The sequence below is a fragment of the Polaromonas sp. P3_A5 genome, assembly GCF_056403055.1.
Genome location: NZ_JBFUGF010000001.1, coordinates 3,058,396 through 3,083,102, shown reverse-complemented (window position 1 = coordinate 3,083,102; position 24,707 = coordinate 3,058,396). Strand labels below are relative to the sequence as shown.

The following is a 24,707-nucleotide window of genomic DNA, read 5'->3' as shown; positions in this document are numbered from 1 at the left end:
ACCAGGGAGAAACATCATGCGTGGACTTGTCTGTCATGCACCCCTAGACCTGCGTCTTGACGCGCTGGATACCGAACACCTGGGTCCGCAGCAGTTGCGGGTACGGGTGGCGTTCGGCGGCATCTGCGGCTCCGACCTGCACTACTTCCAGCACGGCGGCTTCGGCACGGTGCGTATCAAGGAGCCCATGGTGCTGGGCCATGAGGTGTCGGGCGTGGTCGAAGCCGTGGGCAGCGAGGTCAACGGCCTGCGCGCCGGCCAGCGCATCGCAATTTCACCGTCCCGGCCTTGCGGTGTTTGCCGCTTCTGCCAGCAAGGCCTGCACAACCATTGCATGGACATGCGCTTTTACGGCAGCGCAATGCGCTTTCCGCACATCCAGGGCGCTTTCCGCGAAACCCTGGTCATAGAGGCCGCCCAGGCGCATCCGGTGGCTGATGACCTTCCCTTGTCCGAGGCCGCGCTGGCCGAGCCCCTGTCGGTGGGCTTGCACGCCATTTCGAGGGCCGGCTCGGTGTTCGGCAAGCAGGTGCTGGTCACCGGCTGCGGACCCATAGGCGCCTTGCTGATCGCCGGCCTGCGCCGCGCGGGCGCGGCCCGCATCGTCGCAGCCGACATTGCCGAGCTTCCCCTTGCCTGTGCCAAAAAAATGGGCGCTGACCAGACCATCAACCTGGCCCAGGAACCCGACGCCCTGGCGGCCTTCGCCGCCGGCAAGGGGCAGTTCGATGTGATGTTCGAGGCCTCGGGCAATGAGAAAGCCCTGGTCGCCGGCCTGGATGTGGTGGCGCCGCGCGGCGTCATCGTGACGGTGGGTCTGGGTGGCAATATCTCCCTGCCGCTCAACACCCTTGTCGCCAAGGAACTGGAGTTGCGCGGCACCTTCCGCTTCCATCCTGAATTCGCCGTGGCGGTGGCCTTCCTGAATCAGCGGCTCATCGACGGGCGGCCCGTCATCACTGACATCGTCGCCTTCGACCAGGCCACGCATGCCTTTACACTCGCCGGCGACAAGCGCCAATCCATGAAAGTGCAAATCGCCTTCGGCGGCGAAACTTCATGAGGCGCCTGCTTTTCACATCCATTCACCGGAGTCCCTTGTGACCGTTTTCCCCAAAGTCATTCTTTACACCGATACCGACGGTCGGGCCAAATTCCGGGATGAGTCGATCCCGCTTGGCGAAGGCTCGCCGCAGGCCATGCTGTCCACGTTGTTTGCTTCGGGCGGTTACCAGTTGCGCCACAGCCCGCCGGGGTTTCGCAGCCAGTTCCATTGCACGCCGAACCCGCAGTGGGTGTTCATCCTGGGTGGCGAGATGGAAATCGGCCTGCAGGGCGGCGTTTCCCGCATCTTCAAGCCGGGCCAGCATTTCTACTCGGCCGACGTGTTGCCGACCGGCGCCACCTTTGACCCGGCCCTGCACGGCCACTGGAGTCGCCAGGTCGGGCCGGACCCGCTGGTCACGCTGTTTGTGCGGGGTTAAGGCAACACCATGGCCACCATGAAAAACGTCCACGGCAACACGGTTGACCACATCGGGGAAGCCATTGTCGCGGGGCGTTATGCCGCAGGCATGTCTATGCCACCGGAGCCTATTCTTTGTGAAGAGCTTGGGGTGAGCCGCACGGTGGTGCGCGAAGCGGTCAAGTCGCTGATCGCCAAGGGCCTTGTCACCACCGGGCCCAAAGTGGGTACCCGCGTGCTGACCGAGGAGCACTGGAATTGGTTCGATCCCGACGTCATCGCCTGGAAGGCCAAGGCCGGCATCACACCCGAATTTTTGCGTGACCTGCTTGAGTTGCGGCGCCTGGTGGAGCCTGCTGCCGTACGCATGGCAGCCGAGCGGGCAACAGCCGCAGAAGTCGCTGAAATCGAGGATGCCTATGCAGGCATGAAGCGTGCCATTGAAGGCGGCGGCGACTATGTCACCTATGATCTGCGCTTTCATCAGGGACTATTGCGGGCCGCCCATAACCGCATGCTCGTCCAGATGAGCAAAGCCTTGAGTGCGCTGCTGCGTACCAGCTTTGAGATTTCCACGAGCCGCAAGGACGGGCCCAAGCTTTCACTCCCGCTGCATCGTGCCGTGCTGGACGCCGTGATTGCACGCAACCCGGCCAAAGCTGAAAAAGCGATTCTGGTGTTGATTGACGGTGCGCGCGAGGATATCGAACTGGTGCTCGGCTCGCGGCGCCGTTTGCCCAAGCTGAGCGACCCGGCCAAGCAACTGAAAGCTGCCTGAACAGACCCTAGCGTTGCTGCATCTCGCCCGACAGCACCACGTGTTGGCCCCGGCGAACGGCCACTTCTTCAACCAGCGTACGTGCGACGCTTTCCGCTGAAACGGACTGGTAGTTGGCAGGGATCACCCTGCTTAGGAGCCGGCTCAGGCCGAGTGCGATTTTTTCACCGGCGCGCGGCGCCTGGCCCAAAGACTCGCGCTCACCCGCCAGGAATGAGGGCCGCACCACCACCAGAGTGGAAAAGCCCAGTAGTGCGAGTGCTTCTTCCGCTTCGCCTTTAACGCGCGTGTAGAAGAGGGCGGAGTGCGAATCAGCGCCCATGGCACTGACCACACCCAGCCGTGTAGCGCCGGCAATTCGGCCAGCGCGGGCTACGGCCAGCACGGCGTCGAAATCCACGGCCCTGAAAGCTGCCTGGCTGCCGGCCGTTTTGATCGTGGTGCCCAGTGCAATGAAGACATCATCGACTGGCGGCGCCGTGAAGTCCGCGAATGAATCGGTCAGGTGCACGGCCAGCCGTGCGTCGTGCTGCGCAGGCGCACGGCGGCCTACACAGTGAACCGCCGAATAGCGCTTATCGGCCAGTAAACGAGCCAGGACCGCCTGGCCGACGAGGCCCGTTGCCCCGGCCACCAGCGCCACCCGAACCGCCGCCACCGCCGGAGCGGTTGCCGCCCCGGTAGTTGCCGCGGTTGCCGCCTGTGGGCTGGCCGGAGGATGGGAAGCCGGAGGAGGCGTGGCTGGCAGGTTGCTGGTTGTCGAAGTCATTGCGTGGCTCCCTTGACTCGTTGCGGGGCGCGCGCGGCTGCTGGTCGTCGCGATGGCGCGGCGCCTGGGCCTGCCGTGGCGGCTGACCGTTCTGCGAATAACCGGAAGCCTGGCGCGGCTGGCCGGGGTTGGGGGTGCGCGGGCCGCGGCCGCCGCCATTTCCTCCGCCATTGCCACCGCCGGCGGGGCCGCGTCCACGGGCGCCGCCGTTGCCGCCCCCGTTACCACCGCCTGCGCCGCGCGCGGGCTGTGCCCCCTTGGTATCGCGGATGCGCTGCATCATTTCAGTACGGGCTGCTTTGGCGGCAGCCTGCATCACGTCGCGGCTAGGCGGCTTGCCCAAGCCGCCCCAAATGGTCTGGCGACCCATGGCTAGCGGCTCGGCGCGTTCACCGGGTTCCGCTTCAAAGCCGGGGACGATGACTTTTTCGATGTTCTGCTTGGTGAAGCGCTCGATGTCCTGCATGAAGCCTTCTTCATCCAGGCAGACCAGGCTGACGGCTTCGCCGCTGTTGCCGGCGCGGCCAGTACGGCCGATGCGGTGCACGTAGTCTTCGCTGACATTCGGGATTTCGTAGTTCACGACGTGCGGCAGCTCGTCGATGTCAATGCCGCGGGCGGCGATGTCAGTGGCCACCAAGGCGCGAATCGTTCCGCTCTTGAAATCGGCCAGGGCCTGGGTGCGGGCGGTCTGGCTCTTGTTGCCGTGCAGCGCCATCGCGGGGATGCCGTTTTTGGTCAAGTGCTCGGCCACGTTGTTGGCGCCAAACTTGGTGCGGGTGAACACCAGCACCTGGCTCCAGTTGTGCTCGTTGATGATGTGGGTCAGCAGCGCTTTTTTCTTGGCTCGCCCGACGGGATGGATGGTCTGCGTGATGCGCTGCACCGTGGTGTTGCGCGGCGTGACCTGGATGGATTCGGGGTTCTTCAGCAGGCCGTTGGCCAGTTCACGGATTTCGTCGCTGAAGGTCGCGCTGAACAACAGCGATTGTTTCTGCTTGGGCACCAGGGCCAACACTTTTTTGATGTCGTGGATAAAGCCCATGTCCAGCATGCGGTCGGCTTCGTCGAGCACCAGGATCTGTACCTGGCTCAGGTCCAGCGTGCCCTGGCTCGCATGGTCCAGCAGGCGGCCGGGAGTGGCGACCAGGATATCGACGCCGCGGCGCAGTTTTTCAATCTGGGCGCCCATGCCGACGCCGCCGAACATCACCATGGAGGTGAGGTCGGTGTATTTTCCGTAGGTGCGGACGCTTTCTTCGACCTGGGCCGCGAGTTCGCGGGTGGGGGTCATGATCAAGGCGCGTACGGCGTTGACGCCGCGGCGGTTGGTCAGGCGCGCTTCGGTGGACAAGCGCTGCAGCAAGGGCAGCGTAAAGGCAGCGGTCTTGCCGGTGCCGGTCTGGGCGCCGCCCAGCAGGTCGACGCCCTTGAGCACGGCGGGGATCGCCTGGGCCTGGATGGGGGTGGGGGTGTCGTAGCCCTGCTCGAGCACGGCCTTCAGAATGGCCGGAGCCAGATTCAATTCTTCAAATGTCATGATGTTGCGCCTGTGTGGCGCTTTAGATCGGCCTGTTGGGCGCCTTGTTGAAAGGCAAACCCGCCAGTCAAAGGCAGATGGGGTCAGAAAGTGGGCCCTAAACATTACGTTTTACATCGTAAGCAGCCACTTGAAGCGGTACCCGGATGTGCCCAAATGTTGAAGGCAACTGGAGCCAGCAACGCCTGTATTGTCGCACAGCAACGATAATGGAGGCATTCACGCATAAAACACGCTTTGCCAAAAGGCGTTTGCGCCCAGGCGCGGCGTGTCGTTCCAGCCCGCAAGAAAGCCTGCTGACAGCCTGTAGAAATAGCATGTACAGGCGGCAAGCAGCCCGTTTTCCTGCATTGTTTTTCATTTTTACCAAAGTTAATCCTGATGGCTCAGTACGTATTTACTATGAACAAGGTCGGCAAAATCGTGCCGCCCAAGCGCCATATCCTTAAAGAGGTGTCGCTCAGTTTCTTCCCGGGCGCCAAGATCGGCGTGCTGGGCACCAACGGTTCCGGCAAGTCCACGCTGCTCAAGATCATGGCCGGCCTGGACACGGAAATCGAGGGCGAAGCCACTCCCATGCCGGGGCTGAACATCGGCTACCTGCCGCAGGAACCCAAGCTGGACCCCGAGCACACGGTGCGCGAAAGCGTGGAAGCCGGTATGGGCGCGGTATTCGCCGCCAAGGCCCAGCTCGAAGCTGTGTACACCGCCTACGGGGAGCCTGATGCCGACTTCGATGCGCTGGCCGCCGAGCAGGCCCGCCTGGAAGCCATCATCGCCACTGCCGGCACCGATTCCGAGCACCAGCTTGAAATCGCCGCCGACGCGCTGCGCCTGCCGCCCTGGGACGCCAAGATCGGCGTGCTCTCGGGCGGCGAAAAACGCCGCGTGGCCCTGTGCAGCCTGCTGCTGTCCCGGCCCGACATGCTGCTGCTTGACGAACCCACCAATCACCTGGACGCCGAATCGGTGGACTGGCTGGAGCAGTTCCTGCAGCGCTTTTCAGGCACTGTGGTGGCCATTACCCACGACCGCTACTTCCTGGACAACGCCGCCGAGTGGATCCTGGAGCTGGACCGCGGCCACGGAATCCCCTGGAAGGGCAACTACAGCAGCTGGCTGGACCAGAAGGGCGAGCGCCTGGCACAGGAGCAAAAGGGTGAGGAAGCCCGGGCCAAGGCCCTGAAGAAGGAACTCGAATGGTCACGCCAGAACCCCAAGGCGCGCCAGGCCAAGAGCAAGTCGCGCCTGGCCCGTTTTGAGGAACTCTCCGACTTCGAATACCAGCAGCGCAACGAAACCCAGGAAATCTTCATCCCTGTGGCCGAGCGCCTGGGCAATGAAGTCATCGAATTCAAGAATGTCAGCAAATCCTTCGGCGACCGCCTGCTGATCGACAACCTCAGCTTCCAGGTACCCGCAGGCGCCATCGTCGGCATCATCGGCCCCAACGGCGCAGGCAAGTCCACGTTGTTCAAGCTGATCGCCGGCAAGGAAACGCCCGACAGCGGTGAAGTCGCCATCGGCAAGACCGCGCGCATGGCTTTCGTCGACCAGCACCGCGATGATTTGGCCAATGAAAAAACTGTTTGGGAAGACATCTCGGGCGGCCTGGACATGCTGACCGTCGGCAAGTTCACCATGCCCAGCCGCGCCTATGCAGGCCGCTTCAACTTCAACGGTGCCGACCAGCAAAAACGCGTCGGCATGCTGTCGGGCGGAGAGCGCGGGCGCCTGCACCTGGCCAAGACCCTGATCGCGGGCGGCAACGTGCTGATGCTTGATGAACCCTCGAACGATTTGGACGTGGAAACCCTGCGCGCGCTCGAAGACGCGTTGCTGGAATTCGCCGGCTCCGTGCTGGTGATCAGCCATGACCGCTGGTTCCTGGACCGCATCGCCACCCACATCCTGGCCGCCGAAGGCGACAGCCAGTGGACCTTCTTCAACGGCAACTACCAGGAGTACGAAGCCGACAAGAAGAAGCGCTTGGGTGAAGAGGGCGCCAAACCGAAGCGTGTGCGGTTCAAGGCACTGCATTAAGCCCCCACGCTTTTCACTTCGTGTAATGCGCTGCCCCCCGAGGGGGCGCTGCGCCTGCGGCCCGGCTAAGCCGGTTCCGCGGCCCCTGCTGGCAAAGAAAAGTGTTCCGGAGATCGTGATGACCGACGATGAAGTCCTGACCCAAACCCGGCATTGGCTTGAAAAAGCCGTGATCGGGCTCAACCTGTGCCCGTTCGCCAAGGCGGTCTACGTCAAGAACCAGGTTCGCCTGGTGGTAAGCCATGCGAAACATGCGGACGGCCTGCTCGAGGAACTGGATCGCGAACTGGATCTGCTGGCGGCGACGCCGGCCGAAGAGGTCGACACCACATTGCTGATCCACCCCACGCTGTTTGACGACTTCCTGGACTTCAACGATTTCCTGGAAATCGCCGAAGGCGTGGTGGATGAGCATGGCCTCGAAGGCGTGATCCAGCTGGCCAGCTTTCACCCGCAGTTCCAGTTCGATGGCACCGAGCCCGGCGACATTGGCAACTACACGAACCGCGCGCCCTTTGCCATCCTGCATTTGCTGCGCGAGGAAAGCGTGGCACGGGCCGTGGAGGCGTTTCCCGAGGCTGAGGCCATCTTTGAGCAGAACATCGCGACACTCGAAGAGCTGGGCCACACGGGCTGGAAGGCACTGGGCCTTTAGCGCCACGGGCGCCAGCTCTACCTGGGCAGATGCTGCTTGAGCACCGCGTGCAGTTGCGCGAAGTTAAAGGGCTTGGTCACGTAGCCGCTGGCACCCAGGCGCAAGGCTTCCTCCAGCCGCTCTGACTCCGCACTGGCCGACAAGAACACAAAGGGCACCTGCTTGAGGGCGGGTTCCGATTGCAGCGCGGCCAGAACTTCCATGCCGTTCATCAGCGGCATCATCACGTCGCAAAAAATCAGGTCCGGCTGCTGCTCCCTGGCCACTTGCAGGCCGGCATGGCCGTCTGCCGCTGCCAGGCCTTCGTGGCCCTCCAGCCGGACAAAGCGCAGCAGGTTGTCCCGGATATGGGATTCATCTTCAATCACCAGAATGCGCGCCATTTTTCTTTCGCATTGAAGGCCCCGCATTTCATCGTGGGCGGGGCTGATTTCCCTGAACCACCCGGCAGGCTCTGTCGCAGTGCCGGGCTGGTATCCATCTTATAGCCTTACCCCGGTTTCCCCAATCTGCCCGGTGCGCGGGCTGGTTTGGCCAGGTTCCGCGCCTCAAATCGTGACGGTAAAGCGCGTACCCTGGCCCACGACGCTGGTTACGCTTATGTGGCCGCCGTGCAGGTCGACCGAATTTTTGACGATGGCCAGCCCCAGGCCCGTGCCCTGGATTTCGCCGACGTTGCTGGCCCGGTGGAACCACTCGAAGAGGTGGGGAAGCTCTTCGGCCGGAATGCCTATGCCTTGGTCCGCCACCTCAAAGGCCACACGTCCCTCCGACGGAAACACGCGAAAAGAGACTTTTCCGCCTTGCGGCGAATACTTGATGGCGTTGGACAGAAGGTTGCCGAAGATATGGCGCAGCAGCTTTTCATCAAAAAGCCCGATGTCCGGCCGGGCCCCGAATTCCAGGGCCAGTTCACAGCCCGCCTCTGAATACTGGATGCGCGCATCTTCCACCAGGTTCTGGCAAAGCAGTTGCAGATTGATCTCTGCCGGCTGGAACGCCAGCATTTGGGCCTCCACCTTGCCCAGCAGCAGCACGCGGTCCAGCATCTGGGTCATGCGTTGTACGCCGGTTTCTATGGTGGCGATGACGTCGGCTTTTTCGGCTTCGGGCAGGCGGTCGCCGTAGTGCTTGAGGAGTTCGGCGGACGACAGGATAAAGGCCAGCGGCGTGCGGAATTCATGCGACGCCACCGAGATGAAGCGCGACTTCATGTCATTGAGCTCGGTTTGCCGCTGCAGGGTCTGGCGCTGCGTCAGTTCGGCCTGCAAGCGGGCCGTCGCATCTACCACGAAGATCAGGGTCGCCTCGCGTTTGCCCCATTCGATCTGCACGGCGGAGAGCTCCAGCGAACGAACTTCGCCGGCCTGGGTGATCACGCGAAAACCGTACATCGAGTCGACTTGGTCGCCCCGCAGGCGACGCTCGTGGCGCTCGCGCATCACCGGCAGGTCGTCGGGGTGGACGGTCGCGGTGTAGGGCTGGGACAGCAGGTACTCCCGCGGGTGGCCCACGATGCGCTCCAGGCTGGGGTTGGCAAATACCATGCGGCCGTCCTGCACCACCACCACGCCGACACCGACGTTTTCAATCACCGTGCGGTAGCGCTCTTCCGATTTACGCAATTCATCCAGCGCCTGATAGCGTTCAATCGCACTGCTGACGTGGTTGGCGACAAAGGACAGGATGTCGGCATCGGTGTCGCTGTAGGCCACGCCCGGCTCATATCCCTGCACCGCGAGCACGCCGCCTATGGTGCCGCGTATGTGCATGGGCACGCCCAGCCAGGAACTGAAAGTCATGTCGCCACTGCCTTCCGTCACATCACCGGCGGCTTCCAGTACCTTGAGGCGCATGGCGTCAATAATTTGCGGCTTGCCGGTACTCAGGACGAATTCGGTCAGACCCCTGCGATACGGCACATTGCTCAGTTGCAGCGCATCGCCATCGCGCTCGTCCACGTAGTAGGGAAAATCCTTTCGGTGTTTCTGCGCGTCGTACAGGCACACATAGCAATTTTTGGCATACAGCAGCTCTCCCAGCAAGCCGTGAACCGACTGCAGGAAATCGTAGAAAGAGAGATCTGCTGCTGCACGCTCGGCAATGCGGTAAAAAACCCGTTGCAGGGCTTCGGCTTTTTTTTGCTCCAGTGCTTCGGCCTGAAGTTCGCGGGTTCGCTGTTCCAGCCACAGGTTGGCGGATGTCTCCTGCTTCTGCTTTTCAAGCTGCAGATTCCGGTAGTCGGCCTCTAACGCCTGGTATTGCTGTTGCAGCTGCTTGAGCTGGAGTTGCAGGTCGGCATCGGACGGCATGGCGCGGCTTTCGTGCTCGGGTTGAAAAGAGGGCTGCTGCAATGGCTGCACCCGAGTCATTATGCTGCCCTGGTTCAGGGGGTGTTCAGTCCGCCCACGGTCTGGAACATGGCCTGGCGCGCCTGAGCCACGATTTGTGAGCGCCATTCGTCCGTGTCGACATAAAACGCGTTCATCATCTGCCGCTTGATCGTCGCCTGTTGCTCCGCGGGCATCTCAGGATGCTTGTGCAGCCAGTGGTCGGCGCGCAGGGCGGCAATGACGTCCAGAATGGGCACCGTACCGTATTCCATGGCCATGCCGGTGTATTCGGCCTGCGGGCATTCGTCGGGAACCGACGCCCACATCAAACCCGTCAGGTGCGCCGAGCTGGAGGAGCCGTCGTAGAACGAGGTGACGGGGGTGGCGCCGCCGCCGTCCCACCAGGCGCGCGCACGTGCCAGGGCTATGGGATCGTTGTCGCAGGCAAAAATGCGCTCACCAATCCCGCTGGGGCCCAGCCCCGTGTGCAGGTCCATCCAGGCGATGCGTTTAGCCCGTTGCCCGAAGGTTTGCAGCACTTCGCGCAAGGTGCGATTGCTCCACGTGGGCTCCGTCCCGCCGAAAAACATGCCATCGGCGTATTCATGCTGGCCTTGCGACACGGCCGCCTGGTAGCGTGCCACGCCACGGGTGTCAATATAGGCCGCAATGGCGGCCTGGTTTTCGCTTGTAGGGGGCCACTGCGCGGGTAGCAGCAAATCGTGGAGCTCGCGGTAAGCCTCATTCACAGGCAAGGGCTGGCCGAAGTCATGGAAGTTGCGGTTCAAGTCCACGTTTTCGTGCGTGGTGCGCCGTGCATGGGAAAAGCCGTGGGGATTGATCGCGTGAATGTAGAGCACCGCCACACCGCCCGCGCGGGCCTTGGCGCGCCATTCGGCGTCCTGTGCGGCGCACACCTGCACACCCGAGCCGCAGTAGCCTTCCACGCCGTGGCAAGCGCTGCTGACGATAAAGAGCTTGTTTGCGTCAGGCGAGCCGTCCAGGGCCACGTCCATCGCGAGGGTTTCGCCGTCGCGGCCCTTCAGCGGGTGTTCATAGGCGCGAAGCGCCATGCCGGCGGCGCGAGCCGCCTCGAGGAATTTGGCGCGCGCAGCCGCATAACTGGCTGAAAAAGCCGCGTGTGTGTTCATGGTGTTGTTGGCGTTGTCAGGGGCGCGCCTCAGGAACCGTACCCAGCCAGCGCGTAGCCAGCTGGACCCAGTAGGTGCCGCCCAGGGGGATCAGGTCGTCGTTGAAGTCGTAGCTCGGGTTGTGCAGCGTGCAGGGCCCTTCGCCGTGGCCCATGTCGCGGTGCGCGCCGTCACCGTTGGAAATGAAACAGTAGGCGCCTGGCTTGGCTTGCAGCATGTAGGCGAAGTCTTCGGCGCCCATGGTGGGCTCCTGCGGCAGCACGTTGGCCGGCCCCACGATGTCGCTCATCACCCGGCGTGCGAAGTCGGCCTCGGCGGCGCTGTTGACCGTGGGCGGGTAGTTGCGCGTGAACTCGAATTCGCAGCGTGCTTCAAACGCGGCACAGGTGTGTTCGGCCACTTCCTTCATGCGCTTTTCAATCATGTCCAGCACCTCAATGCTGAACGTGCGCACTGTGCCCTGCAACTCGCAGAAGTCCGGCACCACGTTGGTCGCTTCTCCGGCGTGAATCATGGTCACCGAGATGACGCCCGCATCAACCGGTTTTTTGTTGCGGCTGATGATGGTCTGGAAGCCCTGCACCATCTGGCAGGCGACAGGCACAGGGTCGATGCCGAAGTGCGGCATCGCGGCGTGGCTGCCCTTGCCGCGTATAGTGATCTTGAACTCGTTGCTTGATGCCATCACTGGACCCGCGCTGACCGCGAAAGTGCCGACAGGCGCGCCCGGCCAGTTGTGCATGCCAAAGACCGCTTCGACGGGGAATTTTTCAAAGAGGCCGTCCTTGATCATCTCGCGTGCGCCGCCGCCGCCTTCCTCGGCCGGCTGGAAGATCAGGTAGACCGTGCCGTCAAAGTCTCGGTTCTGCGAGAGGTGGCGTGCCGCGGCCAGCAGCATCGCGGTGTGGCCATCATGGCCACAGGCGTGCATCTTGCCCTGCCGCGTGCTGGCATGGGGGAATTTGTTGAACTCCTGCATGGGCAGCGCGTCCATGTCGGCGCGCAGCCCCACGGCCCGGCCACAAGCGCCGCCGTCGTGGCCGTGCACGATACCCACCACGCCGGTGGTGCCCATGCCGCGGTGAATCGGGATGCCCCAGGATTCGAGCTTTTGCGCGACCACGTCGGCGGTGCGTACTTCCTGGAAGCACAGTTCGGGATGGGCGTGGATGTCGCGGCGCACGGCAGCGATGTCGGCCGCCCCGGCCAGGATGGATTCAATGATTTTCATGGCAGTGTCCCCTGAGAGTACATATTAACCAAGCCGGTTCCGCTTTGCATGGCCGTGCCTGGGTTCCTGGTATTTGTTCCCTAAATTCGGCCCTCTTCAACCGCATGGCAGGCCACACGAACGCCTTCGAGCTGCAGAAACTCCGGCCGTTCGCTGCGGCAACGCTCGTTGGCATGCGGGCAGCGCGGGTGGAAGGTGCAGCCGGCGGGCGGGTTCAGCGGATTGGGCACTTCGCCCGATACCGGCGTGCGGGCCCGGCCGGTGTCATGCATCTTGGGGATGGCATCCAGCAGCATGCGTGTGTAGGGATGGCGCGGCCTGTCGAACAGGCTGTGCTTGTCGGCCATCTCGACCAGGCGGCCCAGGTACATCACACCGACCTGGTCGCTCACGTGGCGCACCACTGCGAGGTTGTGCGAGATGAAGAGGTAAGTCAGGCCGCGCTTTCGCTGCAGGTCTTTCATGATGTTAAGCACCTGTGCCTGCACGCTCACGTCCAGCGCAGAGGTCGGCTCGTCGCAGACCAGGAACTCGGGCTCCGTGGCCAGCGCGCGCGCGATCGAGATGCGCTGGCGCTGCCCGCCCGAGAATTGATGCGGATACTTGGGCATGTCCAGCGCAGACAGACCCACCGACCTCAGCAGCTCGTCCACCCGTTCCTTGAGTGCTGCACTGTCACTCAGGATGCCGTGCTCGTGCAATGGTTCGGCGATGATGTCTTCCACAGTCCAGCGCGGGTTCAGGCTGGCATAGGGGTCCTGAAAAATCATCTGGATGCGCCTGCGCAATTGCCGGCCCTGGGGTGTCTTGAAAGCGGAATGCGCATCCTGGCCGTCAAAGGTCAATCCACCGCGCGTCGGCTCATAGAGACCCACCAGCAGGCGGGCTACGGTGCTTTTGCCGCAGCCCGATTCGCCGACCAGTGCCAGCGTCTTGCCTCTCTCGATGTCGAAGCTCACGCCGTCGACGGCCTTTAGCAGCAGCCTGGGCTTGCGTTCGAGCACCCGGTTCAGCCAGGGTGGCGACACATCGAAGGTTTTCGCAAGGTCGTGGGCTTGGACTAACGCCCCCACGCTTGTCGCTTCGCGTACTTCGCTGCCCCCCGAGGGGGCCGATTTTCCTTGGGGCGGCCCGGCGGAAAATTCTCCCGCGCTGACTTGGGACGTGCTCAAAATGTCGCTCATGCCGCCACCCCTTCGTGCGTGTCATGCAGCCAGCAGGCCGCCCACGTAGCACCGGCTGGCATCAGGTCGGGCCGTTCCTGACGGCAGCGGTCGAACGCTTTGGGGCAGCGCGGGTTGAAGGCACAGCCCTGGGGAATGGCGTTCAGGCGAGGCATGGCGCCGTCGATCTGGTAGAGGCGTTCGCGTTCCACTGTGATGTCGGGAATGGCGGCCATCAGGCCCGCGGTATAGGGGTGTGATGGATGGTTGATCACCTGATGCACCGGTCCGAGCTCGGCGATCCGCCCGGCATACATCACGGCCACACGGTCGCAGGTTTCGGCGATCACGCCCATGTCGTGGGTGATCAGCATGACGGCGGCACCGCGCTGCCGGCAGATGTTTTTGAGCAGGGTGATGATTTGTGCCTGGATCGATACGTCAAGCGCGGTGGTCGGTTCGTCGGCCACGATGAGCTTGGGCTCGGCCGCCAGCGCCAGGGCGATTACCACGCGCTGGCGCATACCGCCCGAGAACTGATGCGGGTAGTGGTCTATGCGCTGTGCGGCGGCGGGAATGCCGGTGTCGTCCAGCAGTTCGATGGCGCGCGCCCGGGCTTCCTGCGTGCTGACAGGCAAATGAGCCTGGATGGTTTCCACCAATTGCCGGCCTATGGTGTAGAGCGGATTCAGCGAGGTCAGCGGATCCTGGAAGATCGCGCCTATCTTTCTCCCCCGGATGTGGCGCATGCGCTCATGGGGCAGGTTGTCGATGCGTTCGCCCTCGAGCAGGATCTGGCCGCCCGCCACGCGCCCGGGCGGCTCCAGCAGGCCGATGATGGCTGCGCCGGTCAGCGACTTGCCCGCGCCCGATTCACCGACCACGCCAAGGATTTCTCCGGGTGCGATGTCAAATGTGATGTCGTCCAGCGCACGCAGCGTGCCACGCCGGCCGGGAAACTCGACCACAAGATTCTTGATTTGCAGAAGGCTCATTGACGGTTCAGCTCACGAAGTGAGCGATGAGTAAGGTTTTTCCGCCGGGCCGCCCCAAGGAAAAATGCGCTCCCTCGGGGGGCAGCGTAGTACACGTAGTGACAAGCGTGGGGGCATTCATTTTTTGGCCTACCTCAGACGGGGATTGAGGGCATCACGCAACCAGTCACCCAGCAGGTTCACGCTCAGCGCAATCAACACCAGCATCAGGCCCGGGAACACGGTGATCCACCACTCGCCCGAGAACAGGTAGTCGTTTCCGACGCGGATCAGCGTACCCAGCGAGGGTGAGGTGGGCGGCGCGCCCACGCCCAGGAAGGACAGCGTGGCTTCGGTGATGATGGCGGTCGCCACCTGGATGGTGGCAAGCACCAGTACAGGCCCCATCACATTGGGCAGCACATGGCGCCGCATGATGCGCAAGGGCGAGACACCGGTGACGCGTGCAGCCTGTACATATTCCTTGCTGCGTTCCACCATGGTGGAGCCACGCACGGTGCGCGCGTATTGCACCCAACCCGACTGCCCCATCGAAATAGACAGAATCAGCACACCCATGGCAAGCAGCTGACTCGCGTCAGGAAACACCGCGCGGCCCACACCGGCGATCAGTAGCGCGACCAGGATGGGCGGAAAAGACGACATCACATCGCATACGCGCATCAGGGCTGCGTCGATCCAGCCGCCGCGAAAGCCCGCGAGCAAGCCCAGCGACACGCCGGCCAGCATGGACAGGATGACAGAGGCCACACCCACTACCAATGAAATGCGCGCGCCATACATCAGCGCCGACAAAATGTCGCGACCCTGGTCATCGGTGCCCAGCAGGTATTTGGCGCTGCCCTGGGCGCTCCAGGCCGGCGGCAGGCGCGCATCGCTGAGCTCCAGCGTGCTCAGGTTAAACGGGTCGTGCGGGGCCACCCAGCCGGCAAACACCGAACAGAAAACGCAGACCAGCGCAATGGCCGCCGCAAGCATCGCAACCGGCGAGGTGCGAAAACTGTGGCCCACATCGCTGTCAAACCAGCGCGCAAGAGTTTTTGTCATCAAAAGAAAGAGCAATCCATATAACCAAAGACGAGCAAAGCGAGACCTGTGCCAGCAACAGCGCGGAACCGGCTTTGCCGGGCCGCAGCTGTTGTCCCCTGCAGGGGAGAGGCCGTTACGCGAAGCGAAAAGGCAACAGGGGGAGGTTACCTTCAGCGCGGAACCGGCTTTGCCGGGCCGCTGCTGTTGTCCCCTGTAGGGGAGAAGCCGTTACGCGAAGCGAAAAGGCAATAGGGGGCTTACTTCTTCACAGTTATCCACTTGAAGAACATGAAGTTGTCGGCCATCTGGACCAGTTCCACCTTCTTGTTCATGCCCCAGGCCAGCGACTGCTGGTGCAGCGGTATGTGGCCGATGTCGGCCCCGTGGATGTCGAACGCTTCCTTGATCATCGCATTGCGTTTGGTCTTGTCGGTTTCGGATTGAACCTTCCTGGTCAGCTCGTCAAACTTCGGATTGCAATATGCGCCCAGATTGAACTGGCCGGCGCCCTTGTCGTCGACACAGGCGACCAGGGCATTCATGGCGTTGTGGGCGTCATAGGTGCCGGGTGTCCAGCCCAGCATGTAAAAGCTGGTGTCGCGACGCAAAATCTTGGGGAAATAGGTGCCTTTGGTTTCAGCCTGGAGGTTGATCTTGACGTTGATGCGTGAAAGATTGGCTGCCACAGCCTGGCAAATCCGGCTGTCGTTCACATAACGGTCGTTCGGGCAGTTCATGGACACTTCAAAGCCGCTCGCATAGCCGGCATCTGCCATCAGCTTTTTGGCGGCTTCAGGGTCGTAGGGCAAGCGCTTGTTCTGGTCGGCCTGGAAGCCGTTGATACCGGGGCCGATCAGCAGCGCTGTCGGGTTGGAGCCGCCGCGCATCACGGTTTTCTTGATGCCTTCGATGTCGATGGCCTGATAGAAGGCCTGGCGCACGCGCTTGTCCTTGAACGGGTTTTTGCCCTTCACGCTGGAATACAGGAGTTCGTCGCGCTTTTGGTCCATGCCCAGGAAAATGGTGCGCAGCTCTGGTCCGGCCAGAACACGGGTTGCGGCGTTGCTGTTGACACGGTCAATATCCTGCACCGGCACGGGCTCCATCACGTCGACTTCACCGGACAGCAAGGCTGCCACGCGCGTGGCGTCGTTGCCGATGGGGGTGAAGACCACCTCCTGAACGTTGCCTTCAATCTTGCCCCAGTAGGTGCCGTTGCGGACAAAGGTGGTGCGCACATTGGGTTGACGCTCCCGTACCCGGTAAGGGCCGGTGCCGTTGGCACGGAAGGACGCGGCGTTTTCAATGCCTTTACGGCGGTCCACCGGCTTGGTCGCCTGGTTGGTTTCGCACCATTTCTTGCTCATGATGTAAACCAGCGTGATCACGTCGGGCAAGATGGGAAAGGGTGTTTTGGTTTCGATCTCGACCACATGGTCGTTGATCTTGCGCACTTCCTTGAAGTCGTTGGTGTAGCTCTTCATGTCCGAGCCGTCGGCCTGGGTCCGGTTAAAGCTGAACACCACGTCATCGGCGGTGAACGGCGTGCCGTCGTGAAACTGCACGCCCTTGCGCAGTTCGAAGCGCCATACGGAAGGTGACGTCTGTTTCCACGAGGTCGCCAGGCCAGGCGCCAGGCTCAGGTCCTTGTTGCGGATGACCAGGCCTTCATACGCGTTGCCCGTCACGCTGAGCTGCAGTGACTCGTTCAGCGAGTGCGGATCCATCGACAATGAATCGCCCTGGTTGGCGACTCGCAGGGTTTGCGCCGAAGCGATAAAACTTGTGGCCGTGAGGCCGCACAGCACAGCGGCTGAAAGCAGATTGGACTTGAATTTCATCAGGAACTCCTTGTGAAAGGGATGAGGACTTGCGGGTGTAAAAAATGAAAGAAAGGGGCGCGGCCTGCGCCATCAGTGGCCTGTGGCATTGCCGACGCGAAGCCGGGGGTCCACTGCGAAATACAGCAGGTCGACGACCAGGTTGATGGCCACAAAAATCAGCGCAATCAGGCACAGGTAAGCGGCCATGACGGGGATGTCGGCAAAGGTCACTGCCTGAATGAACAGCAGGCCCATGCCCGGCCACTGAAACACGGTTTCGGTGATGATGGCAAAGGCGATCAGTCCGCCCAGTTGCAGCCCGGTAATGGTCATTACCGGCACCAGCGTGTTGCGCAGGGCATGGCCGAAATGGATGGCCCGGTCGGGCAGGCCGCGGGCCCGTGCGAACTTGATGTAGTCGGTGCGCAATACCTCCAGCATTTCGGCGCGCACCAACCGCATGATCAACGTGAGCTGAAAGACGGCCAGCGTCACGGCCGGCAGGACGATGTGGTGCCAGCCGTCGGCCTTGAAGAGGCCTGTGCTCCACCAGCCGATCTGCACCGTCTCGCCACGGCCAAAGCTCGGGAACCACCCCAGGCCCACGGCGAACACCAGGATCAGCAGGATGCCGATCAGGAAAGTGGGCAGTGAAACACCCAGCAGCGACACCGTCATGAACACCTGGCTCAGGAACGAGCCGCGGCGCAGCGCCGAATACACGCCCATCGGGATACCGATGAGCAAGGCCAAAACGGCCGCCACCAGCGCCAGCTCCAGCGTGGCGGGGAAGCGTTCGGAAATCAGGCGCGACACCTTGGCGCCCTGTCGCAGGCTCAAGCCGAATTCGCCCTGCGCGGCGTTGACCAGGAAATGCCAGAACTGGACGATAAAAGGCCGGTCCAGCCCGAGGTCGGTACGCAGTTGCCTGATCTGCGCCGGTGTGGCGTCCTGTCCCAGAAGGAACACCACCGGGTCACCGACATACTGAAAGAGCATGAAGGCAATCAAGGCGACCACGACCATCACGATCACGGCCTGGATCAGGCGGCGCAGAATAAAAGCAAGCATTGGCCAAAGAAAAGTGTCGGACGATACTAGCAGAGCAATTGCTATGCCGACACAGGGGTTTACTTTAGGGTTAAAGAACCACGTGGCCCCGGCAATTGCCCTGAATCGGGCCTTTCATTGCCCTTTTAAGGTGCCGCGCGCCTCTTTGCGGCGCGACCGGCTTTAAAGCCTTTGCAGCTTTTTTCGGACCAGGTGAATATTCCCGCGCAGCGCATACAACTCGTCGGTATAGGACAGCGGCACCGTGATTTTTTCGGCGCGGCTTTCCAGGTTGTTGAGTTCTTCCAGCAAGGCCGCGTTGCCGCTGTTTTCCCCGGAGATTTCCACGCGGTTTTCGATGTCGCGCAGTTGGCCGTACCAGCGGAAGATGCGTGAACGCACACGAAAGGCGTACAGCGGCGGGATGATGCGCGACAGCGGCAGCATGATGGCGATGATGATGCCCATCGCCAGCCACATCCGCTCGACCAGGTTGGCTACCCAGAAGGGCAGGTAGCGCTGCAGCACGGGGGTGCCGTTCTTGATGGCGCGCTCGGCCTCCTTGGCAATGGGCAATTCGCTGTTGTCGCGGTTCGGGTATTCGCGGGCGCTTTTGAACCAGCCGGCCCCGCCGTGGATGTCGTTACCGGCCTGGGCCAGCAGTTGCTGCAGTGCGGGGTGGATGCCGGAGCGCGTGATCAGTGAGGTGGTCGACGCGACCAGCCGTACGTCATCGGGCGGAATATTGCCCGCCAGATCCACCACACCGCGTGGCAGGCGGGTCGGCGTCAAAAATGCAAAGCGCCGCGAATAGGCTTCGCTCTGGGCGAAATTCATGAGCTTGACGCCGGGGGTTTGCAGCAGCATCTGCACCATCAGCGACTCCGGGGCGGACGCGAACACAATCGCGTCCAGTTCGCCGCCCAGAAAGGCCACGGTCGCGGGTGTCTGCTCCAGCCTGGAGACTTTCATCGTAGCGGGGTCGATGCGGTTGCTGTCGAACAGTTTTGCCATCAGGCTGGGGACTCCGCTGCCTGGCGTTCCCAGGTTGACGCGCAGGCCCTGCAATTGCGTGAGCGATGTGAGGCTGGCGTCTTCGCCCGTATCCGCGGAGTCTGCCTTTGCGGCGAGTCGGCTGCCTGGTGCCTTCGCGGCCCGTGCCGCGGCAGCCACCTTGCGCGCCGCATCTTCCCGGTAGAACAACCAGAGCGGCTCGACAAACAGGCTGCCCAGCGACGACAGGTCTTCTTCATCCTGGGCGGTGTAGTCGCTGGTGCCGCCCTGGACAAAACCGACGTCCACCTTGCCTTCGCGCAGCAGCTGCAGGTTGGCGGCTGAGCCTTCCGAGGGTACAAGGACCACCTGGATGCCCTCCTGAGCCAGCGCCTTGGCGTAACGTTTGCCGAATTCTTCATAGGCGCTTTGCGCCGGGCCGGTCGCCAGGGTCACCCGCTTGGGCGGGTTCGGGTCCAGCCACCAATAGGCCAATACCAGCAGCGCCGCCGCCAGCAGGATGAACGGGCCGGCGGAGACCCACAGATCGCGCAGGGACAACAGGGTGTAGCGAATGGTTTTAGGCATGCGCCGAACCATAGCATGGGGCCGCTGCCGGCCTGCAGGCAAAGTTTGTCTATTGGTAAAAATGGCCTGCAGGCCAATCAGGACAAGCGCAATTAGCTATCAAAATGAGAGCGGATTGGCGATCGTGCCGGTGGGCGCTTACTTGCGGGGTTCGATGGAAAGCACGGTATAGGCACCGTTGATCTTGTCTACGGTGAAACTGACCTGGTCCCCGGCCTTGACCGCTTCCAGCATCGCGGGGTCCGTGACCTGGAACACCATGGTCATGCCGGGCATGTCCAGGTTCTTGATCTCACCGTGCTTGAGGGTGATCTTGCTGGTCTCTTTATCGACTTTGCGGACTTCGCCTTCGGTCGGCGGCAAGGCCGCCTGCGCCAGGGCAAGCGACGTGGCCAGTACGGCAAACAGGGCAGCCCCTATGCGGTTAAAACGTTTCATGGGGAATCCTTTCAGGTGCGGTGATAGCTTTGGTAAATGCGGGTACTGCCATCGCGGTGAACCAGCAGCACGTCATACGGGTCTTTGCGTCCGCCATAAAGCGGCGCATCCATGCCGGGCGAGCCCACCGGCATGCCGGGAACGACCAGGCCTACGGCCTGCGGGCTCTCTTTGAGCAGGCGGTAGATCTCGCGGGCCGGCACATGGCCTTCCAGTGCGTAGCGCTTGCCGGCCAGGCTGACTTCCGCCGTGTGGCAGGAGCCGAGCTTTTCCGGGATGCCGAGCCGGGTCCGCGCCGCCGTGTTGCCGCTGTCGTGAATGCGAACCTGGAACCCGTTGGCCTGCAGATGCGTCACCCAGTCCTTGCAGCAGCCGCAGTCAGGGTCTTTCCAGACTTCGACGGGTACTTGGGTCGTCTGGGCCCACAGTGCCGGGGTGAGGGCTGAAGCGCTTGCAATCGCGGCCGTCACCTGGATGAGTTGTCGTCTTTGCATCATGTGTACTCCTTGTGTGAACGGATCAGCGGGCCGCAACAGTGATCTTGCCCACCATGCCTGCCTGGTAGTGGCCGGCGATCAGGCAGGCGAAGTCGAATTCGCCGGCGCGGTTGAAGGTCCAGACCAACCCGCCCGACTTGCCCGCCGGCACGTGCGCCATGTAGGGTTCGTCGTGCTCCATGCCCGGAAACTTCACCATCATCGCCGCGTGTTCGTCGAGATTCTTTTGGGTCCCGATCACCAGTTCATGCAAAAGTTTGCCGCGATTGCGGATTTCAAAACGCACGGTTTCGCCTTGCTTGAACGAGAGCTTGTCGGGTGTGAACCGCATGTTGTCGTCCATGGACAGCGTGACGGTGCGTGTGGCTGCACTGGCATCTCCCGCGATGCCCCAGGGCTTTTGCTCCTTCGGGGCTGGGGCCGCACTGGGGCTGTGGGCAGCATCGCCGTGGGCGAAAGCTGGCGCGGCCGAGGCTGCAAAAACGGCGGTAGCAAGAATGGCGATAAGTGGGTTCATGGTGTGGTCCTTGTGGATGAAGTTAAAGAGTCAAAAGTTCAAAGTCAAATCAATGTTGGTGCCCGGGATGCCCGGCCGCTGTGCCCGGCGCATCGCTGTAGCCGCGCAAATCCGCGTAAAGGTTTATCTGCTGCGGTGTCAATAAACCGGCCTGTTGCAAGTGCGTATGCAAGTGCGAGGCACGCAACTGGGCTTGAAGCAGGCCAATCTGCCGGGTCAGGGCATCAACCTGTGCCGCGTTCACCTGCCTGCCGGCAAAGGCGCTGTCCAGGTCACGCTCGGCCTCTACCAGCCTGGCGCCCAGCGCGCGGGCCTCGGCCTTGTGCTGGTTCATCAGTGCTTCGCTGGCCTGCTTTTGCGCGGCGCTCAGCGCCAGCGGGCCGGCCAGTTCCAGCACGTGCATGGGCCCCGGGTAGCCGTTCAATTCGGCCGCTTTGGCTTGTTCCATGCCTTTGCCGGCCAGAAGGTCAGCGGTTTGTGCCGCCGACAGGGCTTTGATGCCGCGCGCTTGCTGGCCCGCGTAGGGACTTGCTGCGGGGTTTTCACCCCTCGTCTGGCCATGTTGGGCAAACAGGGCTGTAGCGCCTGACAGTAAAGCGCAAGCAGCTATCAATTTAAGAGCGTTTTGGGTTTTCATGGTGTTCCTCAAGGTTCTGGGTCAGTGGCCGGTATGGCCCTGGGGTTTGCGGATATTGATTTCAGTGCCACCCGCAGGTGCGGCCGCATTGCCAGCCAGGGGGCGGGCCGGGTCGGGCAGGGCGCCCTTCCACTCATAAGCCTGCGTGCCGGCCGGCTGCCGGTACCAGCCCGGGTCCTTGTAGTCGCCGGGCTTCTGGTCCCCGCGCACCTTGAGCACGCTGAACATGCCGCCCATTTCCACGCCGCCGTAGGGGCCCTTGCCCGTCATCATGGGCGCGGTGTTGTCGGGGATCGGCATCTCCATCTCCCCCATATCGGCCATGCCGCGTTCGCCCATCACCATGTAGTCGGGCACAGCCTTCTGGATTTTCCTGATGAGACCGCGGTGGTCCACGCCAATCATGGTGGGCACGTCGTGACCCATGGCGTTCATGGTGTGGTGGCTTTTGTGGCAATGAAAAGCCCAGTCGCCTTCCTCGTCCGCCAGAAATTCAAACTGGCGCATCTGGCCCACGGCAACATCCGTCGTCACTTCCGGCCAGCGGGCCGGCCGCGGCGTGGGGCCGCCGTCGGTGCCGGTCACCGTGAACTCGTGCCCGTGCAGGTGCATCGGGTGGTTGGTCATGGTGAGGTTGCCCACGCGTATGCGCACCTTGTCGTTCCTGCGCACCACCAGTGGGTCAATGCCGGGGAAGATGCGGCTGTTCCAGCTCCACAGGTTGAAGTCCAGCATGGTCATGATCTTCGGCGTCATGCTGCCGGGCTCGATGTCGTAGGCGTTGAGCAGGAACACGAAGTCGCGGTCGACGACGTCGATGAGCGGATGTTTTTCCCTGGGGTGTGTAACCCAGAAACCCATCATGCCCATGGCCATCTGTGTCATTTCGTCGGCATGCGGGTGATACATGAATGTGCCGGGGCGCCGCGCCGCGAACTCATACACAAACGTCTTGCCCACCGGGATCGCCGGCTGGTTCAGCCCGGCCACACCGTCCATGCCGTTGGGCAGGCGCTGGCCGTGCCAGTGGATGCTTGTGTGTTCGGGCAACTTGTTGGTGACGAATATGCGAACGCGGTCGCCTTCGACGACCTCAATCGTGGGGCCCGGGCTCTGGCCGTTGTAGCCCCACATGTGGGCCTTGAAGCCCGGGGCCATTTCGCGCACCACCGGCTCTGCCACCAGGTGGAATTCTTTCACGCCGTTGTTCATGCGCCAGGGCAGCGTCCATCCATTCAGGGTGACGACCGGGTTGTAGGGCCGGCCGTTCGGCGGCGCAAGCGGCGGCGCGGTGTCGGCCTTGTTCATCGTCATGGGTTCCGGCAGCGCGGCCATCGCTACCTTGCTGACGGACGCGGCGGCAACCGCCGTCAGCGCCGTGCGGTTAAAGAAATTTCGTCGGTTCATGGGATTCCTTGTGTTGGGGTGTGTGCTCAGCGCGCTGCGGCCGTGGTGGCGCCGGTTTTGCCGGAAGACCTGGACGAGGCCGTGCCGGGCGATGCGCCGGCAAGCACCGTCTGAAGGTCGGCTTCGGCAAGCCAGAAGTCGCGTTGCGCCTCGATGGCGCCGGCAGCGGCCAGGGTCTGCGCGCGGGCGCCGGCCAGCAGGTCAAAGACGCTGGTGAGCATGCCGTTGTAGCGCAGCACCGTTTCATCCTGGATGAAGCGGTAAAGCGGCATCACTTCCGTCTGATAGTGGCGTGCCAGGTCGTAGGCCGTGCGGTAGCTGTGGTAAGCCTCGCGTGCTTCGCTGCGCGCCCTGACCGCCAGTTCGCGCACACGTGCCGAATCACCCAGGGTGTCCCACAGGCCGTCGGCACCGGGTTGGGGCCGGATGGCGCGTTGTCCTGCCCATTGCGCCGTCGCCAGGCGCAGGTCCAGCCGCCGCTGCAGCACGCGGCTTTCGATATCCGGCATGTCTTGCGCTTTTGGCGGCAGGTCGGGCAGCCGTTCGGGCAAGGTGAAGCCGGCTTGCGCGCCCCACAGGCCCATCACCACCACGAGTTTTTCGCGCTCGCTGAACGCGGCCTGCCGGGCGCGCGCCAATTGCGCCGTGGCCTCGGCCAGCAGCAGTTGTTCGCGGGCCTGCTGCAGCTTGCTCCAGTTGCCTGCGCGTGCCATGCGGCGCGCCAGCTCGCCGCCGGTTTCCGCGTTCTTCCTGGCTTCGTCCATAAAGCGCGCTGTCTGCGCGGCAGCCACTGCGTTGATCCAGGCTTTGCGGGTATCGCTTGACAGCAGGGTGATGTCTTGCGCGGCCTTGAGTTTGGCCGGGCTGGCAGATACGGCATCCGTGATGTTGACGCCTTCGCCGGCCAGGGACAGTTGCAGGCCAGGGTTATTGAGCAGTGCAATGCGCACCGCGCTTTCTGCGCTGAGCGGGCCTTTCAGCAGGTCGGCAACGGCGGCGCTGGTGTCTTTGCCCGGCCGCGCAATGAGCACGGGGGGCGCAGTGCCCGAGCCGCCCGGTTGCGGGGCGGCCAGCGCCTGCAGGCCACTCACGCCGCCGTCGGGCACTGCCGTTGTGCAGCCCGCGAGGGCCAGCATAAGCAGCGCCAATGAACCCAGACGTGGAGCGATGTGGCGTTGGCCGGCAGCGGAGGTCATGCCGGGCCTCATGGTTTCGAAGCGGCGGGCGCCGCAGGTTCGGTGCGTGGCGCCTGGGCCTCTTCCCATTTCAGCAGGTCAGCATGCCCTTTTTTGAACTGGCCCGCAGTGGCGTTGGATTTTTTCCAGTCATCGCTGGCCGGCTCCACGCCCTGCGGACGGTTCACAAATACGGACTGGTACACGGTGGACGGTACCGGCATGTCCGGATTGGCAGCCTGTTCGGTGGGGCGGGGGTTCACCCGGGGGTAGGGATCTGCCTGTGCATGGGCCCTGGCAGAACCGATGAAAAAGAGTGCGAGGGCCAGCGCTGCGCGCGGGCCGGGAATGAAACGAATAGTCACAAGAATCTCCTGAATACAAGCGGGGCGATTTGCGGAAAATCGCGGGTATCCGGCGTCAAGAGCCT

24 protein-coding genes are annotated in these 24,707 nt (G+C 62.8%); 5 read left to right on the top strand and 19 right to left on the bottom strand.

What is annotated here, in order from left to right:
• The first annotated feature begins 16 nt into the window (after positions 1–16).
• Genes AC1DU8_RS14820 through AC1DU8_RS14810 form a run of 3 tightly spaced genes read left to right on the top strand, consistent with a single transcriptional unit; the run spans position 17 to position 2,243 of the window.
• Positions 17–1,063 (top strand): L-idonate 5-dehydrogenase, encoded by a 1,047-nt coding sequence (locus AC1DU8_RS14820; RefSeq protein ID WP_477726924.1) that lies wholly within the window; start codon positions 17–19, stop codon positions 1,061–1,063.
• Between the two features lie 37 nt (positions 1,064–1,100).
• The gene (locus AC1DU8_RS14815) at positions 1,101–1,484 is read left to right on the top strand and encodes a cupin domain-containing protein (RefSeq protein ID WP_477688794.1); all 384 of its coding nucleotides are present in this window, start codon (positions 1,101–1,103) and stop codon (positions 1,482–1,484) included.
• A 9-nt stretch (positions 1,485–1,493) separates the two neighbouring features.
• Positions 1,494–2,243 carry a FadR/GntR family transcriptional regulator gene (locus AC1DU8_RS14810; RefSeq protein ID WP_457279256.1) on the top strand — a complete coding sequence of 250 codons (750 nt, stop codon included), beginning with the start codon at positions 1,494–1,496 and terminating at the stop codon, positions 2,241–2,243.
• A gap of 7 nt (positions 2,244–2,250) precedes the next feature.
• Here AC1DU8_RS14810 and AC1DU8_RS14805 read toward each other — a convergent pair whose 3' ends face one another.
• Together AC1DU8_RS14805 and AC1DU8_RS14800 are read right to left on the bottom strand one after the other, a co-directional pair.
• Positions 2,251–2,877 (bottom strand): Rossmann-fold NAD(P)-binding domain-containing protein, encoded by a 627-nt coding sequence (locus AC1DU8_RS14805; protein WP_457279255.1) that lies wholly within the window; start codon positions 2,875–2,877, stop codon positions 2,251–2,253.
• The gene (locus tag AC1DU8_RS14800; protein WP_457279254.1) at positions 2,819–4,552 is read right to left on the bottom strand and encodes a DEAD/DEAH box helicase; all 1,734 of its coding nucleotides are present in this window, start codon (positions 4,550–4,552) and stop codon (positions 2,819–2,821) included. The genes AC1DU8_RS14805 and AC1DU8_RS14800 overlap by 59 nt, the downstream gene beginning before the upstream one ends.
• Before the next feature lie 381 nt (positions 4,553–4,933).
• On the opposite strand from AC1DU8_RS14800, the gene ettA reads away from it, so the two are divergent.
• Positions 4,934–6,595 (top strand): energy-dependent translational throttle protein EttA, encoded by a 1,662-nt coding sequence (gene ettA, locus AC1DU8_RS14795; RefSeq protein WP_457279253.1) that lies wholly within the window; start codon positions 4,934–4,936, stop codon positions 6,593–6,595.
• Between the two features lie 118 nt (positions 6,596–6,713).
• Entirely contained in the window at positions 6,714–7,250 is a 537-nt protein-coding gene (locus tag AC1DU8_RS14790; protein WP_457279252.1) for a DUF1415 domain-containing protein, read from the top strand.
• Positions 7,251–7,267: 17 nt separating this feature from the next.
• On the opposite strand, the gene AC1DU8_RS14785 is transcribed toward AC1DU8_RS14790, so the two are convergent.
• From AC1DU8_RS14785 to AC1DU8_RS14705, 17 genes are all read right to left on the bottom strand, one after another.
• Positions 7,268–7,633 carry a response regulator transcription factor gene (locus AC1DU8_RS14785; protein WP_457279251.1) on the bottom strand — a complete coding sequence of 122 codons (366 nt, stop codon included), beginning with the start codon at positions 7,631–7,633 and terminating at the stop codon, positions 7,268–7,270.
• 165 nt (positions 7,634–7,798) lie between these two features.
• The gene (locus AC1DU8_RS14780; protein ID WP_477726923.1) at positions 7,799–9,562 is read right to left on the bottom strand and encodes a sensor histidine kinase; all 1,764 of its coding nucleotides are present in this window, start codon (positions 9,560–9,562) and stop codon (positions 7,799–7,801) included.
• 74 nt (positions 9,563–9,636) lie between these two features.
• The gene (locus AC1DU8_RS14775; RefSeq protein WP_457279249.1) at positions 9,637–10,734 is read right to left on the bottom strand and encodes a M14 family metallopeptidase; all 1,098 of its coding nucleotides are present in this window, start codon (positions 10,732–10,734) and stop codon (positions 9,637–9,639) included.
• Positions 10,735–10,750: 16 nt separating this feature from the next.
• A complete protein-coding gene (locus AC1DU8_RS14770; protein ID WP_477666298.1) occupies positions 10,751–11,965 on the bottom strand; it encodes a M20 aminoacylase family protein in 1,215 nt (404 codons plus the stop codon).
• Between the two features lie 80 nt (positions 11,966–12,045).
• On the bottom strand, positions 12,046–13,149 hold the full coding sequence (locus AC1DU8_RS14765; RefSeq protein ID WP_457279247.1) for an ABC transporter ATP-binding protein: 1,104 nt from the start codon (positions 13,147–13,149) through the stop codon (positions 12,046–12,048).
• Positions 13,146–14,123 (bottom strand): ABC transporter ATP-binding protein, encoded by a 978-nt coding sequence (locus AC1DU8_RS14760; protein WP_457279246.1) that lies wholly within the window; start codon positions 14,121–14,123, stop codon positions 13,146–13,148. The genes AC1DU8_RS14765 and AC1DU8_RS14760 overlap by 4 nt, the downstream gene beginning before the upstream one ends.
• Positions 14,124–14,252: 129 nt before the next feature.
• The gene (locus AC1DU8_RS14755; RefSeq protein WP_457279245.1) at positions 14,253–15,170 is read right to left on the bottom strand and encodes an ABC transporter permease; all 918 of its coding nucleotides are present in this window, start codon (positions 15,168–15,170) and stop codon (positions 14,253–14,255) included.
• A gap of 239 nt (positions 15,171–15,409) precedes the next feature.
• Positions 15,410–16,993, bottom strand: a complete 1,584-nt coding sequence (locus AC1DU8_RS14750; protein WP_457279244.1) for an ABC transporter substrate-binding protein — start codon at positions 16,991–16,993, stop codon at positions 15,410–15,412.
• A 72-nt stretch (positions 16,994–17,065) separates the two neighbouring features.
• Positions 17,066–18,046, bottom strand: coding sequence for an ABC transporter permease (locus AC1DU8_RS14745; protein WP_457279243.1), 981 nt, complete (start codon positions 18,044–18,046; stop codon positions 17,066–17,068).
• A gap of 162 nt (positions 18,047–18,208) precedes the next feature.
• Positions 18,209–19,606, bottom strand: coding sequence for a TAXI family TRAP transporter solute-binding subunit (locus AC1DU8_RS14740; RefSeq protein WP_457279242.1), 1,398 nt, complete (start codon positions 19,604–19,606; stop codon positions 18,209–18,211).
• A 138-nt stretch (positions 19,607–19,744) separates the two neighbouring features.
• On the bottom strand, positions 19,745–20,044 hold the full coding sequence (locus tag AC1DU8_RS14735; RefSeq protein ID WP_457279241.1) for a copper-binding protein: 300 nt from the start codon (positions 20,042–20,044) through the stop codon (positions 19,745–19,747).
• An 11-nt stretch (positions 20,045–20,055) separates the two neighbouring features.
• On the bottom strand, positions 20,056–20,541 hold the full coding sequence (locus AC1DU8_RS14730; RefSeq protein WP_477726922.1) for a DUF411 domain-containing protein: 486 nt from the start codon (positions 20,539–20,541) through the stop codon (positions 20,056–20,058).
• 22 nt (positions 20,542–20,563) lie between these two features.
• Positions 20,564–21,058, bottom strand: a complete 495-nt coding sequence (locus AC1DU8_RS14725) for a cupredoxin domain-containing protein (RefSeq protein WP_457279239.1) — start codon at positions 21,056–21,058, stop codon at positions 20,564–20,566.
• 49 nt (positions 21,059–21,107) lie between these two features.
• Positions 21,108–21,695, bottom strand: coding sequence for a Spy/CpxP family protein refolding chaperone (locus AC1DU8_RS14720; RefSeq protein ID WP_457279238.1), 588 nt, complete (start codon positions 21,693–21,695; stop codon positions 21,108–21,110).
• Positions 21,696–21,716: 21 nt separating this feature from the next.
• Entirely contained in the window at positions 21,717–23,102 is a 1,386-nt protein-coding gene (locus AC1DU8_RS14715) for a multicopper oxidase family protein (RefSeq protein WP_457279237.1), read from the bottom strand.
• Positions 23,103–23,128: 26 nt separating this feature from the next.
• The gene (locus AC1DU8_RS14710; RefSeq protein WP_477726921.1) at positions 23,129–24,298 is read right to left on the bottom strand and encodes a TolC family protein; all 1,170 of its coding nucleotides are present in this window, start codon (positions 24,296–24,298) and stop codon (positions 23,129–23,131) included.
• Positions 24,299–24,306: 8 nt separating this feature from the next.
• Complete coding sequence (locus AC1DU8_RS14705; protein ID WP_457279235.1) at positions 24,307–24,642, bottom strand: hypothetical protein; 336 nt, start codon at positions 24,640–24,642, stop codon at positions 24,307–24,309.
• Positions 24,643–24,707: the final 65 nt, after the last annotated feature.

Coding starts and splice junctions, on each gene's coding strand:
- AC1DU8_RS14820 (WP_477726924.1), top strand. CDS start 17: ATGCGTGGACTTGTCTGTCATGCACCCCTAGACCTGCGTCTTGACGCG.
- AC1DU8_RS14810 (WP_457279256.1), top strand. CDS start 1,494: ATGGCCACCATGAAAAACGTCCACGGCAACACGGTTGACCACATCGGG.
- AC1DU8_RS14800 (WP_457279254.1), bottom strand. CDS start 4,552: ATGACATTTGAAGAATTGAATCTGGCTCCGGCCATTCTGAAGGCCGTG.
- ettA (WP_457279253.1), top strand. CDS start 4,934: ATGGCTCAGTACGTATTTACTATGAACAAGGTCGGCAAAATCGTGCCG.
- AC1DU8_RS14790 (WP_457279252.1), top strand. CDS start 6,714: ATGACCGACGATGAAGTCCTGACCCAAACCCGGCATTGGCTTGAAAAA.
- AC1DU8_RS14785 (WP_457279251.1), bottom strand. CDS start 7,633: ATGGCGCGCATTCTGGTGATTGAAGATGAATCCCATATCCGGGACAAC.
- AC1DU8_RS14780 (WP_477726923.1), bottom strand. CDS start 9,562: ATGCCGTCCGATGCCGACCTGCAACTCCAGCTCAAGCAGCTGCAACAG.
- AC1DU8_RS14775 (WP_457279249.1), bottom strand. CDS start 10,734: ATGAACACACACGCGGCTTTTTCAGCCAGTTATGCGGCTGCGCGCGCC.
- AC1DU8_RS14770 (WP_477666298.1), bottom strand. CDS start 11,965: ATGAAAATCATTGAATCCATCCTGGCCGGGGCGGCCGACATCGCTGCC.
- AC1DU8_RS14765 (WP_457279247.1), bottom strand. CDS start 13,149: ATGAGCGACATTTTGAGCACGTCCCAAGTCAGCGCGGGAGAATTTTCC.
- AC1DU8_RS14760 (WP_457279246.1), bottom strand. CDS start 14,123: ATGAGCCTTCTGCAAATCAAGAATCTTGTGGTCGAGTTTCCCGGCCGG.
- AC1DU8_RS14755 (WP_457279245.1), bottom strand. CDS start 15,170: ATGACAAAAACTCTTGCGCGCTGGTTTGACAGCGATGTGGGCCACAGT.
- AC1DU8_RS14750 (WP_457279244.1), bottom strand. CDS start 16,993: ATGAAATTCAAGTCCAATCTGCTTTCAGCCGCTGTGCTGTGCGGCCTC.
- AC1DU8_RS14745 (WP_457279243.1), bottom strand. CDS start 18,046: ATGCTTGCTTTTATTCTGCGCCGCCTGATCCAGGCCGTGATCGTGATG.
- AC1DU8_RS14740 (WP_457279242.1), bottom strand. CDS start 19,606: ATGCCTAAAACCATTCGCTACACCCTGTTGTCCCTGCGCGATCTGTGG.
- AC1DU8_RS14735 (WP_457279241.1), bottom strand. CDS start 20,044: ATGAAACGTTTTAACCGCATAGGGGCTGCCCTGTTTGCCGTACTGGCC.
- AC1DU8_RS14730 (WP_477726922.1), bottom strand. CDS start 20,541: ATGATGCAAAGACGACAACTCATCCAGGTGACGGCCGCGATTGCAAGC.
- AC1DU8_RS14725 (WP_457279239.1), bottom strand. CDS start 21,058: ATGAACCCACTTATCGCCATTCTTGCTACCGCCGTTTTTGCAGCCTCG.
- AC1DU8_RS14720 (WP_457279238.1), bottom strand. CDS start 21,695: ATGAAAACCCAAAACGCTCTTAAATTGATAGCTGCTTGCGCTTTACTG.
- AC1DU8_RS14715 (WP_457279237.1), bottom strand. CDS start 23,102: ATGAACCGACGAAATTTCTTTAACCGCACGGCGCTGACGGCGGTTGCC.
- AC1DU8_RS14710 (WP_477726921.1), bottom strand. CDS start 24,298: ATGACCTCCGCTGCCGGCCAACGCCACATCGCTCCACGTCTGGGTTCA.